Annotated in this window: 15 protein-coding genes and 1 rRNA gene; all 16 read left to right on the top strand. The window is 42.0% G+C overall.

From position 1 onward, the window contains the following. Positions 1-14: 14 nt before the first annotated feature. Entirely contained in the window at positions 15-560 is a 546-nt protein-coding gene (hpt, locus tag ACOZ9X_RS20565; RefSeq protein ID WP_066390553.1) for a hypoxanthine phosphoribosyltransferase, read from the top strand. 42 nt (positions 561-602) lie between these two features. Beyond that, the gene (ftsH, locus tag ACOZ9X_RS20560; protein ID WP_197134428.1) at positions 603-2,507 is read left to right on the top strand and encodes an ATP-dependent zinc metalloprotease FtsH; all 1,905 of its coding nucleotides are present in this window, start codon (positions 603-605) and stop codon (positions 2,505-2,507) included. A gap of 836 nt (positions 2,508-3,343) precedes the next feature. Beyond that, positions 3,344-4,114 (top strand): type III pantothenate kinase, encoded by a 771-nt coding sequence (locus tag ACOZ9X_RS20555; protein WP_198769438.1) that lies wholly within the window; start codon positions 3,344-3,346, stop codon positions 4,112-4,114. 13 nt (positions 4,115-4,127) lie between these two features. Next, positions 4,128-5,012 (top strand): Hsp33 family molecular chaperone HslO, encoded by an 885-nt coding sequence (hslO, locus tag ACOZ9X_RS20550; RefSeq protein ID WP_423419750.1) that lies wholly within the window; start codon positions 4,128-4,130, stop codon positions 5,010-5,012. Positions 5,013-5,169: 157 nt separating this feature from the next. Next, on the top strand, positions 5,170-6,096 hold the full coding sequence (gene cysK / locus ACOZ9X_RS20545; protein WP_423419749.1) for a cysteine synthase A: 927 nt from the start codon (positions 5,170-5,172) through the stop codon (positions 6,094-6,096). 349 nt (positions 6,097-6,445) lie between these two features. Further along, complete coding sequence (locus tag ACOZ9X_RS20540) at positions 6,446-7,870, top strand: anthranilate synthase component I family protein (protein ID WP_423419777.1); 1,425 nt, start codon at positions 6,446-6,448, stop codon at positions 7,868-7,870. Between the two features lie 28 nt (positions 7,871-7,898). Beyond that, on the top strand, positions 7,899-8,495 hold the full coding sequence (gene pabA, locus ACOZ9X_RS20535; RefSeq protein ID WP_423419748.1) for an aminodeoxychorismate/anthranilate synthase component II: 597 nt from the start codon (positions 7,899-7,901) through the stop codon (positions 8,493-8,495). Further along, positions 8,480-9,328 carry an aminodeoxychorismate lyase gene (pabC, locus tag ACOZ9X_RS20530; RefSeq protein ID WP_423419747.1) on the top strand — a complete coding sequence of 283 codons (849 nt, stop codon included), beginning with the start codon at positions 8,480-8,482 and terminating at the stop codon, positions 9,326-9,328. The genes pabA and pabC overlap by 16 nt, the downstream gene beginning before the upstream one ends. 25 nt (positions 9,329-9,353) lie before the next feature. Beyond that, complete coding sequence (gene folP, locus ACOZ9X_RS20525) at positions 9,354-10,208, top strand: dihydropteroate synthase (RefSeq protein ID WP_423419746.1); 855 nt, start codon at positions 9,354-9,356, stop codon at positions 10,206-10,208. Further along, positions 10,201-10,563 carry a dihydroneopterin aldolase gene (folB, locus tag ACOZ9X_RS20520; RefSeq protein WP_423419745.1) on the top strand — a complete coding sequence of 121 codons (363 nt, stop codon included), beginning with the start codon at positions 10,201-10,203 and terminating at the stop codon, positions 10,561-10,563. Before folP ends, folB begins: the two co-directional genes overlap by 8 nt. Next, complete coding sequence (gene folK, locus ACOZ9X_RS20515; protein ID WP_423419744.1) at positions 10,564-11,097, top strand: 2-amino-4-hydroxy-6-hydroxymethyldihydropteridine diphosphokinase; 534 nt, start codon at positions 10,564-10,566, stop codon at positions 11,095-11,097. Next, positions 11,049-11,246 carry a helix-turn-helix domain-containing protein gene (locus ACOZ9X_RS20510; protein WP_423419743.1) on the top strand — a complete coding sequence of 66 codons (198 nt, stop codon included), beginning with the start codon at positions 11,049-11,051 and terminating at the stop codon, positions 11,244-11,246. Before folK ends, ACOZ9X_RS20510 begins: the two co-directional genes overlap by 49 nt. Positions 11,247-11,340: 94 nt before the next feature. Beyond that, complete coding sequence (dusB, locus tag ACOZ9X_RS20505) at positions 11,341-12,279, top strand: tRNA dihydrouridine synthase DusB (protein WP_423419776.1); 939 nt, start codon at positions 11,341-11,343, stop codon at positions 12,277-12,279. 108 nt (positions 12,280-12,387) lie between these two features. Next, positions 12,388-12,801: a GreA/GreB family elongation factor gene (locus ACOZ9X_RS20500; RefSeq protein WP_423419742.1), complete on the top strand. Its 414-nt coding sequence runs from the start codon at positions 12,388-12,390 to the stop codon at positions 12,799-12,801. Positions 12,802-12,818: 17 nt separating this feature from the next. Then, on the top strand, positions 12,819-14,312 hold the full coding sequence (lysS, locus tag ACOZ9X_RS20495) for a lysine--tRNA ligase (RefSeq protein WP_423419741.1): 1,494 nt from the start codon (positions 12,819-12,821) through the stop codon (positions 14,310-14,312). Positions 14,313-14,786: 474 nt separating this feature from the next. Beyond that, positions 14,787-14,997: ribosomal RNA gene (locus ACOZ9X_RS20490) — 16S ribosomal RNA — on the top strand; the annotation flags it as partial.

Genomic DNA, 14,997 nt, shown 5'->3' with positions numbered 1-14,997 from the left:
GAGGCTTGTTGAACATGCATGATGAAATTTTAGAAACACTTATTTCCGAAGAAGCTATTCAAAACAAGATTAAAGAACTTGGTAAAGAGCTTTCTGTGGAATATAAGGAACGCTTTCCATTGGTGGTTGGGGTTTTAAAAGGTGCTCTACCTTTTATGGCAGACTTGATCAAACGTATGGATATCCATCTTGAGATCGATTTAATGGCAGTGTCCAGCTATGGTGCATCTACCGTTTCTTCTGGTCAAGTTAAAATTGTTAAAGATTTAGATACTTCCTTAGAAGGTCGAGACGTTATCATTGTAGAAGATATTATTGACAGTGGTTTAACGCTCAGCTATCTCGTTCAACTGTTTAAGGCACGTAAAGCAAAATCGGTTAAGATCGTTACTTTGCTGGATAAGCCTACAGGACGTAAGGTTGATATCGCTCCAGATCTTGCTGGCTTCATCGTTCCTGATGCTTTTGTTGTTGGTTATGGATTGGACTACATCGAGAGATACCGTAACTTGCCTTACATTGGCGTTTTAAAGCCAGAGATCTACGAAAAGAAAGAATAGAAAACCGCATAAGATTTGATTGTTCGCCTAAGGAGGTAAGGAATGAATCGCATCTTCCGTAATACTATATTTTATTTATTAATCTTTTTAGTTGTGGTTGGAGTTGTCAGCTTTTTTAACGGCAACAACAACGAAGTCAAAGAAATTCGTTATGATCAGCTGACTAAGTACATCGAATCAGGCAAAGTGGAAAGCATCGTTTACCAGCCTGAGGGTGGCGTATACGTTGTCCGCGGCCAGCTTGAAGGAGCTAAAGAAGGAGAAGTATTCCAAACGAATGCTCCTCTAACTGGTAACACACTAGCTGAAATTGAAAAGCTTGCTGATTCATCAAATGTTGAATTTAAACAGCAAGAACAGACGAGTGGCTGGGTGACGTTCTTCACCTCAATAATTCCGTTTGTCATTATCTTTATCTTATTCTTCTTCTTACTTAACCAAGCGCAAGGCGGCGGAAGCCGAGTAATGAACTTTGGTAAGAGTAAAGCTAAACTTTACAACGAAGAAAAGAAAAAGGTTACGTTTAAAGACGTAGCTGGTGCTGATGAAGAGAAACAAGAGCTAGTTGAAGTTGTTGAATTCTTAAAAGATCCGCGTAAATTCTCTGCGCTAGGTGCGCGTATTCCAAAAGGTGTTCTTTTAGTAGGACCTCCGGGTACTGGTAAAACACTTCTTGCACGTGCAGTAGCAGGAGAAGCTGGCGTTCCGTTCTTCTCGATCTCAGGTTCTGATTTCGTTGAGATGTTCGTCGGTGTCGGTGCATCACGTGTTCGTGACTTGTTTGAAAACGCTAAGAAAAACGCACCATGTATCATCTTTATCGATGAGATTGATGCGGTAGGTCGTCAGCGTGGAGCTGGTCTTGGCGGAGGTCATGACGAGCGTGAGCAAACACTTAACCAATTGCTAGTTGAAATGGATGGTTTTGGTGCTAATGAAGGAATTATCATTATCGCAGCTACCAACCGTGCTGATATTCTAGATCCAGCCCTTCTTCGTCCGGGACGTTTTGACCGTCAGATTCCGGTTAACCGCCCAGATGTTAAAGGACGTGAAGAAGTACTTCAAGTGCATGCGCGCAATAAGCCGCTTGCAGAAGACGTTAATTTGAAAACGATCGCGATGCGCACTCCAGGTTTCTCTGGCGCGGATCTAGAAAACTTATTGAATGAAGCAGCTTTAGTTGCTGCTCGTACGAATAAGAAAAAGATTGATATGGATGACGTTGATGAAGCGATCGACCGTGTTATTGCAGGACCTGCGAAAAAGAGCCGTGTGATTTCCGAAAAAGAAAAGAACATTGTTGCTTATCATGAAGCGGGTCACACTGTTATCGGTCTAGTTCTTGAAGGAGCTGACACTGTTCATAAAGTTACCGTTGTCCCTCGTGGTCAAGCAGGTGGTTACACAGTAATGCTTCCGAAAGAAGATCGTTACTTTATGACAAAACCTGAATTAGAAGATAAGATCGTTGGACTTCTTGGAGGCCGTGTGGCTGAAGAGATCACGTTCAAGGAAGTTAGTACGGGAGCTCACAATGACTTCCAGCGTGCGACTGGAATCGCTCGCCGCATGGTAACAGAGTTTGGTATGAGTGAACGTCTAGGACCGATGCAATTCGGTTCATCACAAGGCGGTCAAGTCTTCTTAGGAAGAGACTTCAATAACGAGCAAAACTATAGTGATGCAATTGCGCATGAAATTGATTTAGAAGTTCAGCGTATCATCAAAGAATCTTACGAGCGTTGCCGTCAGATCCTTACTGAGCATAATTCTAAGTTAGAAATCATCGCTCAAACATTGTTAACTGTAGAAACGCTTGATGAAGAACAAATCAAAGAACTCGTTAAAACAGGTAAACTACCTGACAGAAAAACGATTTCTAACCCATCTGATGATGTTAAAGTAACACTTAACAAAAAAGATGAAGAGCCAAAACAAGACTAATTTCAAAAGGACACCTCAGAGCTGAGGTGTCTTTTTTTGTATTACTTTTTGCTTTTGAAAGTAGTTGATTTCCGCTCCAGGTTGCTCGCTTTCCATGGGGCGACCGGTGAGCCCCATGTCTAGTTTCAGTGACTAGCCCCTCGAGGTCAAAAGGTAAACGGTCAAGAAGGCAAAGTGCGCCTTCCGAGCCCATTTACCTTTTGCTTGTCGGGCCTGAACGAGTCACTTCCACTTTTCGGACTGCCGCTTTGCGCCCTTAAGGGTCTCACCTGACCGCTCAAAGATTGTCTCTCTGCTCCTGCGTCTACAAGTTTATGCTAACGAAGTGAACTTCCTCGTCGCATGCCTTGCGAGAAGCTCCTCATGTGGCAGGCAGGCAACCTTACGCTACAATCAACTTGTCAATGAAGATAACAATAAAAAACATCCAAAAGCATCAACCCTTTAGAAAAAAAGCATCTTAAAAAGGTTTAAGTTTGTTTGTTTTGTTCTTTATCATCATTGACAAGCTTATAGAAGTGGAAGTTTTGAGACTCCTGGGAAGGCAGCGGGTATTTTGGATTGTTTTATTCTTTCCCTTCACTGACAGGTTGATTGGAGTGAAAGGTAGGAGACTCCTGCGGGACAGGTAGGCGGGTGAGACACTTATACGTGAAACGTACGAATGTGGCTCACCGCCTGCCCCGCGGAAAGCGAGTACCTGTAACGGAAATCAACCACTTTCACAGACAACATGAATAAGCGAAAAATTCCCAATAAGCCGCCTTGCTTTACTCCTATACGTTTTATGTTATAACTATTATAGAAACTTAAGATAAGAAGCGGGGACAAATTCCATGATTTTTGTGTTTGATGTCGGAAATACGAATATTGTTTTAGGACTCTACGAGAATGATGAACTGAAGCATCATTGGAGAATTCATACATCACGTGAAAAAACAGAGGATGAGTATGGCATGCTTATACTCGATCTGTTCCGCCACGTTAATATTCATAAAGAGCAGATTGAAGGTATCATTATATCTTCGGTTGTTCCACCAATCATGTTCGCCTTAGAGCGTATGTGTGTAAAATATTTTAACCAACGTCCATTAGTAGTGGGACCTGGTATAAAGACAGGGTTAAATATTAAATATGAAAACCCAAGAGAAGTAGGTGCAGACCGAATTGTTAACGCGGTTGCTGCTATTCATGAATATGATGCACCGCTGATCATCGTTGATTTTGGTACAGCTACTACGTATTGTTACATCAATGAAAACAAACAGTATATGGGAGGAGCAATCGCGCCGGGTATCAACATCTCAACAGAGGCTCTTTATACGAAAGCGGCGAAATTACCGCGTATTGAGATTGCTAAGCCTGAGGGTGTGATCGGAAAGAATACGGTGAACGCGATGCAGGCGGGTATTCTCTATGGATATGTAGGACAAGTAGAGGGTATTGTAAAAAGAATGAAAGAACAGTCTGAGGTTGAACCAAAAGTAATTGCGACGGGTGGACTTGCGAATTTAATTGCAGCGGAAAGCAACGTGATCGATCACGTTGATCCATTTTTAACATTAAAAGGTCTATTGCTGATATACGATAAAAATAAGAATGGTTAAAGGGTGAGTTTCAATGAATGATTATTTAATTAAAGCCCTTGCTTATGATGGGCAGATCCGCGCTTATGCGATCTCTTCTACTGAGATGGTAAGTGAAGGACAAAGAAGACACGACACATGGCCGACAGCTTCAGCTGCATTAGGAAGAGCGATGACTGCTTCGACCATGATGGGTATGATGCTAAAAGGTGAAAACACCAGCATAACGGTGAAGATTGAAGGCGGCGGTCCAATCGGAGTGATCATCGTAGATAGCAACACAAAAGGTGAGACTCGTGGTTATGTAACGAATCCTCATACTCACTTTGAACTGAACAGCAAAGGAAAGCTGGATGTAGCAAGAGCGGTAGGAAAAGACGGATACTTATCCGTTCTAAAAGATATCGGAATGCGCGAAAAGTTCACAGGACAAGTGCCGATGGTTTCAGGTGAACTAGGAGAGGACTTTACGTATTACTTTGCTTCATCTGAACAGGTGCCTTCTGCAGTAGGTGTTGGTGTTCTTGTGAATCCTGACAATTCGATCAAGGCCTCAGGTGGTTTTATCGTACAAGTGATGCCGAATGCTTCAGATGCAATCGTCGATTTACTCGAAGAAAGAATCAACGCGATTCCTCCGATTTCTCGTTTGATCGAAAAAGGGATGACACCAGAAGAAATCTTATTTGAGCTTTTAGGAGAAGACCAAGTCCAAATCCTTGAAAAATCTCCTGTGCGTTTTCAGTGTACATGCTCACACGAGCGCTTTGGACAGGCGATCGTAAGTCTGGGTGAACAAGAGATCTCAGATATTATAGAAGAAGATGGCCAAGCAGAAACGAACTGTCAATTCTGTAACGCCACTTATATCTTTACAAAAGAAGAACTACAAACCTTGCTTGATCAAGCAAAAGCGTAAACCCGGACTTTTCTCCGGGTTTTGTTTTATACATGAAATAAAAATATCTGCGTACCATGGTAATAGATGATTTTCGTATGCAATAAAATTGACAGAGTATTTCCAGGGTTGCTACAATTAATCCAATAAAAATACTCGGTTTTAGGAGTGATGGCAAATGGCAAGAGTGGCGCAATCGATCACAGATCTGATCGGCCAAACCCCTGTAGTGAAATTGAATCGCATCACATCAGAGGATATGGCAGATGTTTACCTGAAGTTAGAGTTCATGAATCCGGGAAGCAGTGTAAAAGACCGCATCGCATTAGCGATGATTGAAGATGCAGAGAAAAGCGGAAAATTAAAAGCGGAAGATACGATTGTTGAACCGACAAGTGGTAACACGGGAATTGGTTTAGCGATGGTTGCTGCAGCAAAAGGATACAAAACGGTTCTTGTTATGCCTGAAACGATGAGTTTAGAAAGAAGAAATCTTTTGAGAGCTTATGGAGCCGATCTTGTCCTAACTCCTGGACCAGAAGGAATGGGCGGAGCGATTAGAAAAGCGGAAGAACTAGCAAAAGAAAAAGGTTACTTCATGCCACAGCAGTTTAAGAATGAAGCGAACCCTGCCATCCATCGAAATACGACAGGTCAAGAGATTGTTTCACAATTCCCAGACGGTCTAGATGCATTCGTATCTGGAATCGGCACAGGTGGAACCATTACAGGTGCAGGTCAGGTCTTAAAAGAAAAATATCCAGAGATCAAGATCTATGCGGTGGAACCGACGGACTCTCCGGTATTGTCTGGTGGAAAACCAGGACCGCACAAAATTCAAGGAATCGGCGCAGGTTTTGTGCCGGACATTTTAAAAACAGACATCTACGATGAAGTTATAACCATCTCAAACGATGAAGCTTTCGAATGGGCGAGAAAAGCAGCGCGTGAAGAAGGGCTTTTAGGCGGCATTTCTTCTGGCGCAGCTATATCGGCAGCGTTAAAAGTTGCTAAAAAGCTTGGTAAAGGCAAAAAGGTATTAGCGATCATCCCAAGTAATGGCGAACGTTACTTAAGTACGCCGCTGTACCAATTTGAAGATTAATTCTTTTAGCGAGCTCCCTTATGGGGGCTTTTTTGTTAGGTATGGGGTAGAGGGATGGTTGAAGGTAGTCGAACTTTGTCATCTCGCCGATTTATGTTCAAAACTCGCGGGAAGAACACGGAATTTTACTGAGTTTTCTTGAATTAGCCCCGTGTATACCCCATTCTGTATGGATTCTCTTCTCTTAAAAGAGCTTTTTTCATACTTCACAAGGTCATCATCTCTCAAAGACTTTTAAAGTGGAGATAATACCCATGTAAATGCAGGAAATTAGGAGAAAGATGTGCCAAAGTGAAACACCTCATGTACAATGTAAGCAGAAGATTTTTGGGAGAGTGACCGTATGGGGATGAACAAAAAATGGCATGTCATGCATTCATGTATACCTCTATCTAAAGAAGAGTGGTTCTACAAATATAAATCATTAGCAGCAACTGAACCTCGCCACGTGTTGCTGGAGAGCGGAAGAACTGGAAAGTATAGCATTATCGGTCTGTCACCGTTTGCTGAAGTCATTGGTAAACATGACGTTCTAACAATTAAAACAGATGAGGGCTCAACTACACGTAAAGGCCCTATATATGAGCAGTTTCAGAACTGGTTTAAAGACTTTGATGTGGAGCGAGTAGAAGGATTGCCAGACTTTACGGGTGGGGCGATCGGTTATTTAAGCTATGATCTGACGCGCGAGTTTGAAAAACTGCCTGTAACTTCAGAAGATGATTTAGGTCTTCCGGATTTGTACTTTTTGCTGTTTAGAGATGTGTTTGTTTATGAACATGATACAAGTATGTTGTGGATCATAACGTGGACTGAAGATAAGGACGACTCTTATAGCATAGACAAGCTGCGAGCTTACAAAGAAATGTGGGAAGCGCCGCTATCTGCAGCTACAGAAGTGGATCAAGGAATTCAGAACTTTCCCATTGAAGATTTTAAACACGTTTCCATGACAGAGGATGTTTTTGTAGACGCGGTTAAAAAGATTCAAAGTTATATTTCTGATGGTGATGTGTTTCAAGTGAATCTCTCTGTTCGTCAGTCAAAGGCGCTACGAACAACTCCAATAAACGTTTATGAAGAATTAAGAAGGATCAACCCATCTCCATATATGAGTTACTTAGAAACACCAGACTTTCAGCTAGTTAGTGCTTCACCTGAACTTTTGGTGAAGAAGAAAGGTGACCTGATCAGCACGCGTCCGATCGCGGGAACACGACCGCGAGGCAGAACAGAGGAAGAAGATATCGAACTTGCAAACACGCTGATCCAAAATGAAAAAGAACGAGCAGAACATGTGATGCTCGTCGATCTTGAACGAAACGATCTTGGTAAAGTTTCGGTTTATGGCAGTGTGAATGTCGATGAGTTCATGGTGATCGAGAGGTATTCGCACGTCATGCATATTGTCTCGAATGTGGTTGGAACATTAAGACCAGAATTTGATGCGTTCGATTGCATCAAAGCGACATTCCCTGGCGGTACGATCACGGGTGCTCCAAAAGTTAGAACGATGGAGATCATCGAAGAGCTAGAGCCTGTTCGAAGAGGTGTTTACACTGGAAGTATCGGCTGGATTGGTTTTAACGGCGATACGGAAATGAATATCGCAATTCGGACGATGGTATGTCAAAATGAAACTGCACACGTTCAAGCGGGTGCGGGTATCGTTATTGACTCTATACCCCAAAGTGAGTATAAGGAAAGTCTAAAAAAAGCAGAGGCGCTGTGGCGTGCCAAAGAGCAGAGTGAGCTCGGGTCAATTTTGGTATAAGACAGCACATGAGAGGAGATGAGACGAGATGATTTTAATGATTGATAACTACGATTCTTTTACGTACAACCTCGTTCAGTATTTAGGTGAGATGGGTGAGGAGTTAGTCGTAAAACGAAATGATGAGATAACGATTCAAGAGATTGAACAACTAAATCCTGATTTCTTAATGATTTCTCCGGGACCGTGTTCTCCGAATGAAGCAGGTATCTCCCTAGAAGCGATCTCGCATTTTGCAGGAAAGATACCGATTTTCGGAGTTTGCTTAGGTCATCAGTCGATCGCGCAAGTGTTCGGTGGAGACGTGGTACGTGCAGAGCGCTTGATGCATGGTAAAGTGTCCCCTGTTCTTCATGACGGGAAGACGGTTTATAACGGACTCGCGCAAGAGTTTCAGGCAACACGCTATCATTCATTGATCGCAAAAAGAGAAACACTGCCTGAATGCTTTGAGATTTCTTCTTGGACAGATGAAGGAGAGATCATGGGGATCCGCCACAAAGAGCTTCCGATCGAAGGGGTTCAATATCATCCGGAGTCCATACTAACGGAAGATGGAAAGAAATTGCTAAGAAATTTTATTGATTTTTATAAAGGCAAGGAAGTTACATGTACATCTATTTAAACGGAAAAGTAGTTTCCAAAGATGAAGCTATGATCTCACCTTATGATCATGGCTTCATGTATGGTTTAGGAGCGTTTGAAACATTTAGAACGTATGATGGTTTTCCTTTTTTAATACAGGAACACTTGAACCGTCTCAGTGAAGCGTTAGACGAATTGAATATTAATCTTGTTCTTGATGCAGATACGGTTATAGAGATGGTGAATACCCTTCTATCTAAGAATAAGATGAATGATGCTTATTTTAGACTTAATGTATCTGCTGGCGTAGGTGATATCGGATTACAGACAGATTCATATGGGGAACCTGTCGTTATTTTGTACACAAAGCCGCTCGTTGAAACAAGTTCGGTTTCAGAAAAAGAGCTGGTTCTACTCAAAACAAGACGCAATACGCCAGAAGGTGAGAAACGGCTGAAATCCCATCACTATTTAAACAGCATATTGGGCAAGAGAGAGCTTTCTAACATGAATCAAGAAGGCGTTTTCTTGACGCAAGAAGGCTGTATAAGCGAAGGAACCGTATCAAACCTCTTTTGGTACAAAGATAACAAGCTCTATACTCCCCACAGATCCACTGGAATTTTAGAGGGGATTACAAGAAAATGGGTTATGCATGCATCAGAACAGCTGAACATTCTTCTAGAAACGGGGAACTATACTATTGAGACTTTAATGGAAGCAGATGAAGTATTCCTTACGAACTCCATACAAGAGCTCGTTCCAGTCAGTCATTTTCAAGATAAGACGTTTCTTGGAGCTGAAGGTGGAGTGTATCAGAAGTTTAGAGAGCTCTACATGAACCATACGAAGAAACAATATCGAAGTATTTGATGTTTTTTGAAAGGATAGATTCTCCATGCACGAGATGATGCTAAAACAGCAAAAAATGAACTGCGGTGAGTACGTACTTGATTTTTCAAAAAAAACATATGTAATGGGTATTCTTAATGTGACACCAGATTCGTTTTCGGATGGCGGACATCACAACCGGATCGAACAAGCGATCTCTCATGCGAAACAGATGGTGAAAGACGGCGCTGATATGATTGACATCGGCGGAGAGTCTACAAGACCTGGTGCAGAGAAAGTGCCGCTCGAACAAGAGCTCAAACGTGTGATTCCTATAATAGAAGCATTAAGAAAAGAAGTAAACGTTCCATTATCGATTGATACGTATAAAGCAGAAACTGCCTATCAAGCGATAAAAGCAGGTGCTCATATCATTAATGATGTATGGGGAGCTAAATTTGATCCAGATATGCCAAGGGTGATGGCGGAAACGAATGTACCCGTCATTCTCATGCATAACCGATTTGATACGAACTACCAAGAATTCATGCCAGATGTAATCGCTGATCTTGAGCATAGTATCGCGATTACGGTTAAGGCAGGCGTTAACCCTGACAACATCATTTTAGATCCGGGTGTTGGTTTTGTTAAAACGTTCGAACAAAACCTTGAAACGATTCGGCGACTGAATGAAATTGTGCAGATGGGCTATCCTGTCTTATTAGGAACTTCACGAAAATCGATGATCGGCAGGGCACTCGATCTGCCCGTTGAAGAACGAGTAGAAGGAACAGGTGCTACCGTTTGTCTCGGAATTGAACGAGGTTGCTCGATCGTTCGTGTTCACGATGTAAAAGAAATGAGCAGAATGACAAAGATGATGGACATCATGCTCAAAAAAGGAGCGGTGTCTCATGGATAAAATGTATGTAAACGGTATGAGGTTCTATGGCTATCATGGTGTGTTTAATGAAGAGCAAAAGCTTGGACAGCGTTTCAACGTAGACGTAGTCTTATCAATGGACCTTTCCCAAGCAGGACTGTCCGATGAACTAGACAATACAGTTAATTATGGAGAAGTGTACGGAGCGGTAAAAGAAATCGTTGAAGGTGAGCCGGTTAAGCTTTTAGAAACATTGGCTGAAGCGATTTCTACTTCCATCCTTGGAAAGTTTACTTTGGTTGATGAAGTGATGGTCAAAGTGATCAAACCAGACCCTCCGATTCCTGGGCATTATGATTCGGTTGCCGTTGAGATCACAAGAGGTCGTGTATAGATGAACCGCCACAATATTGCTTTTCTATCTGTCGGTTCGAACATGGGTGATCGAGAAGGCTTGCTTGAGCGGGCCATATCTCTGTTAGGCGAGTTTGATGATATTAGCATCGAATCTGTTTCTTCGATCTATGAGACAGATCCTGTAGGTGTGACGGATCAGCCATTATTCTTAAATTTAGCATTAAAACTCAAAACGACCCTTTCTCCACAGGCGCTTTTAAGTAAACTGCAAGACATAGAGATGAAACTAGACCGGAAAAGGGTTCAAAAATGGGGACCGCGAACAATAGACCTTGACATTTTATTGTATAATAGTGTAAGTATACAGACGGAAGAGTTAACCATTCCGCACCCACGTATGCTTGAAAGGGCGTTTGTTCTCATACCTCTATGTGAAATTGCTCCAGATGATATTTACCCGGAGAATTCAATTTCGTTACATCAAGTCCTTTGCGAACAAAGAGATAAAGAAGGTGTACGCATATGGAAGAAGACCGACTGGGAAGACGCATCCGTGCGTTCAGAAAGTTAAAAGGCTATACTCAAGAACAGCTTGCTAAAGACATCGGAATCTCAGTTTCGGTTCTTGGTGAGGTGGAAAGGGGCAGCCGAAAGCCTAAAGGAGATCTGATTCAAAGAATAGCAGATCAATTCAGCATTAACGTAGAAGAACTACAATAAGTAATCAATATATAAAACCTGTAAGAGGAACGAGGTGATTGTTAACTTGAAGATCGGTGATATTACTTTAAAGAATCCGGTAGTTCTAGCACCAATGGCGGGTGTATGTAACCCTGCTTTTCGATTGATCGCAAAAGAGTTCGGTGCCGGGCTCGTCTGCGCAGAGATGGTAAGTGACAAAGGGATTTTGCATGAGAACGAAAGATCTTTAAAGATGCTTTATGTAGATGAGCGGGAAAAGCCACTTAGCCTGCAGATCTTTGGAGGCGAGCGTGAATCATTAGTGGCTGCAGCTAAATACGTAGATAAAAATACGAACGCAGACATTATAGATATCAATATGGGTTGTCCGGTTCCTAAAATCACAAAATGTGATGCAGGTGCAAAATGGTTACTCGATCCCGATAAGATTTATGAGATGGTAGCGGCTACGGTTGATGCAGTTCAAAAACCGGTAACTGTAAAAATGCGTATCGGTTGGGATGAAGATCATATCTATGCTGTTAAAAATGCACAAGCGGTCGAACGTGCAGGCGGAGCGGCTGTTGCTGTTCATGGCCGTACGCGTGTTCAGATGTATGAAGGGGTAGCGGATTGGGACATTATCGGCGAAGTGAAGAAGAACGTATCGATTCCGGTTATCGGTAATGGTGATGTCTCTTCTCCTCAAGAAGCGAAAGACCGCATGGACCAATACGGAGTAGACGGTGTTATGATCGGAAGAGCTGCACTTGGCAACCCATGGATGCTTTATCGAACTGTTCAATATCTAGAGAGCGGAATCATAGCGCCAGAACCTACTGCGCGTGAAAAGATGAACATCTGCATGCTTCATATGGATCGTTTGATCGACCTTAAAGGTGAAGATGTTGCAGCAAGAGAGATGAGGAAGCACGCAGCTTGGTATCTTAAAGGCTTGCCTCAAACAGGTTCTGTTCGAAACGCGATCAACCAGATGACTACTCGTGAAGGCATGAATAAACTAGTGTTTGATTATGTTGATCAATTAGAAGAAGTGCAAAAAATCAGCTAACATTAGCAACATACAGCCAGATCATCAGATGACTGGCTGTTGTTTGCTTCATAACAACAGATTCATCATCCGGTGTTTTTCTTTATTATAATGGAGGAGGAATAGCTTATGGCTATGATCAAACTCACCCAAGAAGGCACCAGGAATCTAGAAAAAGAACTACAATACCTATCAAAACGTAAAAAGGAATGCCGAAACACAGCAGAAAAGGAATTCATTCATTCGCGGGTCTCTGAGATAAAAGATATTTTAGCTCAATCGATCACATGGCCGATGGTAAGAGAAGCGGGCTGCTATGTAGAACCAGGCTCAACTATTACAATTGAAGATACCGTTCATAATGAGCGGTACATTTATACGATCGTCCATCCTTTTGAAGCTGATCCTCGTGAAGACATGATCTCGGTGCAATCTCCCATCGCAAAAGCTGCGATTGGAAAAACGGTTCACTCGACTTTTACTGTACGTGTTCCTTTCGGCGAAGATTTAACTTATACCATACTTGATATTCAAAACTGCTAAAAGCTAGGAGTGTTCCCATGAGCCAAGAAGTAGAATTAAATGACTTGCTTCGTGTTAGAAGAGAAAAGTTAACTGCATTAACGGAAAAAGGAGTAGATCCTTTCGGTACTAAGTTCGACCGTACGCATACTGCAGCAGATCTTGTTGCAGAATACGGAGAAAAAGAAAAAGAAGAACTTGATAATGAAGAGATCTCAGTAACTCTCGCGGGTCGTATCATGACAAAACGTGGAAAAGGGAAAGCTGGATTTGCTCATATTCAAGACTTATCTGGAAAGATTCAGATCTATGTAAGATTAGATGCTGTTGGTGATGAGCAATACGAGCTATTCAATACGATTGATATTGGTGACTGGGTAGGGGTAACAGGACTTGTCTTTAAAACGAAAGTAGGAGAACTTTCTATAAAAGCGAAGGATTTTCAGTTACTAACTAAATCTCTGCGCCCACTTCCTGATAAGTTTCATGGACTTAAAGACGTTGAACAGCGTTACCGCCAACGTTATGTGGACCTGATCATGAACCCTGAAGTAAAAGATACGTTTATTTCTCGTTCTAAGATCATCCGTTCTATGCGCCGTTATTTAGATGACAATGGATATTTAGAAGTAGAAACGCCTACCATGCATTCCATTCCTGGTGGAGCATCTGCTCGTCCATTCATTACGCATCATAATGCACTAGATATGGAGCTTTACATGCGAATCGCAATCGAGCTTCACCTTAAGCGCCTTATCGTAGGTGGACTTGAGAAGGTATACGAAATCGGCCGCGTATTCCGTAATGAAGGAGTATCCACTCGTCATAACCCGGAATTCACGATGATCGAGCTGTATGAAGCATACGCTGATTACCTTGATATCATGGAGTTAACCGAGAATCTGGTCGCTCACATCGCACAAGATGTATTAGGCACAACAACGGTTACGTACGGAGACTATGAAGTAGATCTTAAACCGCGTTGGAAAAGAGTACACATGGTCGACGCGATTAAAGAAGCAGCTGGCGTAGACTTCTGGCCTGAAATGACAGACGAAGAAGCTCGTGCTCTAGCTAAAGAACATAATGTACCTGTAAAAGACAACATGTCATATGGTCATGTTGTAAATGAATTCTTTGAATTCTTTGTAGAAGAAAAACTGATCCAGCCTACATTCGTGTATGGTCACCCAGTTGCAATCTCACCTTTAGCGAAGAAGAATCCTGAGGACCCTCGTTTTACTGATCGTTTTGAGTTATTTATTGTCGGTCGTGAGCATGCCAACGCATTCTCTGAGCTGAATGACCCAATCGATCAGCGTGAACGTTTTGAAGAGCAACTGAAAGAACGTGCTGAAGGTAATGACGAAGCGCATATGATGGATGAAGATTTTGTAGAGGCGCTTGAATATGGTATGCCTCCTACAGGTGGACTAGGAATCGGAATCGACCGTCTAGTGATGCTTTTAACAAACTCACCATCTATTCGTGACGTTCTGTTATTCCCGCAAATGCGTCATTCTGAAAAATAACGAAGTCTAAAAAGCCAGCTTATTGCTGGCTTTTTGATTTTATGAGGATGTAAGTATAGGAATTAACAAAATGAGTATCATAATTAAGGTGTAATTTATTAATTACCATTTCACTATATCTTGTATAAAATAGGACGCGCGATCGCTGTATCTTGTATAAGCTTTAAACCCTAAAGAAAAGCGATTATAAAAGTTATCTTTTTTTCGTAAAAGCTATTGTACAAGAGCGAAAATGATGGTATATTATTCTTCGTCGCAAGGAATACTGACATGTTGATGAGCTTCACATAAACGATTAAAAGTTTTTGAAAAAAGCTGTTGACAATGAGGGTTGCGACATGGTAATCTAATAAAGTCGCCAAAACGAGCGGCTAACAAAAACGAAACAAAAAGTTCTTTGAAAACTGAACAAAAGAAATAGGTAAGGAATTAAGAATTAATTCCGTCAGTTTTAAATCGAGCAAGACAAACACTTTTATGGAGAGTTTGATCCTGGCTCAGGATGAACGCTGGCGGCGTGCCTAATACATGCAAGTCGAGCGAATGATGAGGAGCTTGCTCCTCTGATTTAGCGGCGGACGGGTGAGTAACACGTGGGTAATCTGCCTGTAAGACGGGGATAACTCCGGGAAACCGGGGCTAATACCGGATAATAAGAGAAGAAGCATTTCTTCTTTTTGAAAGT

The organism is Fictibacillus nanhaiensis, from assembly GCF_049537595.1.
Classification (GTDB): domain Bacteria; phylum Bacillota; class Bacilli; order Bacillales; family Fictibacillaceae; genus Fictibacillus; species Fictibacillus nanhaiensis_F.
This window is presented reverse-complemented; position numbering and strand designations above follow the sequence as displayed.

Coding starts and splice junctions, on each gene's coding strand:
- ACOZ9X_RS20555 (WP_198769438.1), top strand. CDS start 3,344: ATGATTTTTGTGTTTGATGTCGGAAATACGAATATTGTTTTAGGACTC.
- dusB (WP_423419776.1), top strand. CDS start 11,341: ATGGCGGGTGTATGTAACCCTGCTTTTCGATTGATCGCAAAAGAGTTC.
- cysK (WP_423419749.1), top strand. CDS start 5,170: ATGGCAAGAGTGGCGCAATCGATCACAGATCTGATCGGCCAAACCCCT.
- ACOZ9X_RS20540 (WP_423419777.1), top strand. CDS start 6,446: ATGAACAAAAAATGGCATGTCATGCATTCATGTATACCTCTATCTAAA.
- pabA (WP_423419748.1), top strand. CDS start 7,899: ATGATTTTAATGATTGATAACTACGATTCTTTTACGTACAACCTCGTT.
- ACOZ9X_RS20500 (WP_423419742.1), top strand. CDS start 12,388: ATGGCTATGATCAAACTCACCCAAGAAGGCACCAGGAATCTAGAAAAA.
- lysS (WP_423419741.1), top strand. CDS start 12,819: ATGAGCCAAGAAGTAGAATTAAATGACTTGCTTCGTGTTAGAAGAGAA.
- hpt (WP_066390553.1), top strand. CDS start 15: ATGCATGATGAAATTTTAGAAACACTTATTTCCGAAGAAGCTATTCAA.
- pabC (WP_423419747.1), top strand. CDS start 8,480: ATGTACATCTATTTAAACGGAAAAGTAGTTTCCAAAGATGAAGCTATG.
- folB (WP_423419745.1), top strand. CDS start 10,201: ATGGATAAAATGTATGTAAACGGTATGAGGTTCTATGGCTATCATGGT.
- ftsH (WP_197134428.1), top strand. CDS start 603: ATGAATCGCATCTTCCGTAATACTATATTTTATTTATTAATCTTTTTA.
- hslO (WP_423419750.1), top strand. CDS start 4,128: ATGAATGATTATTTAATTAAAGCCCTTGCTTATGATGGGCAGATCCGC.
- folP (WP_423419746.1), top strand. CDS start 9,354: ATGCACGAGATGATGCTAAAACAGCAAAAAATGAACTGCGGTGAGTAC.
- folK (WP_423419744.1), top strand. CDS start 10,564: ATGAACCGCCACAATATTGCTTTTCTATCTGTCGGTTCGAACATGGGT.
- ACOZ9X_RS20510 (WP_423419743.1), top strand. CDS start 11,049: ATGGAAGAAGACCGACTGGGAAGACGCATCCGTGCGTTCAGAAAGTTA.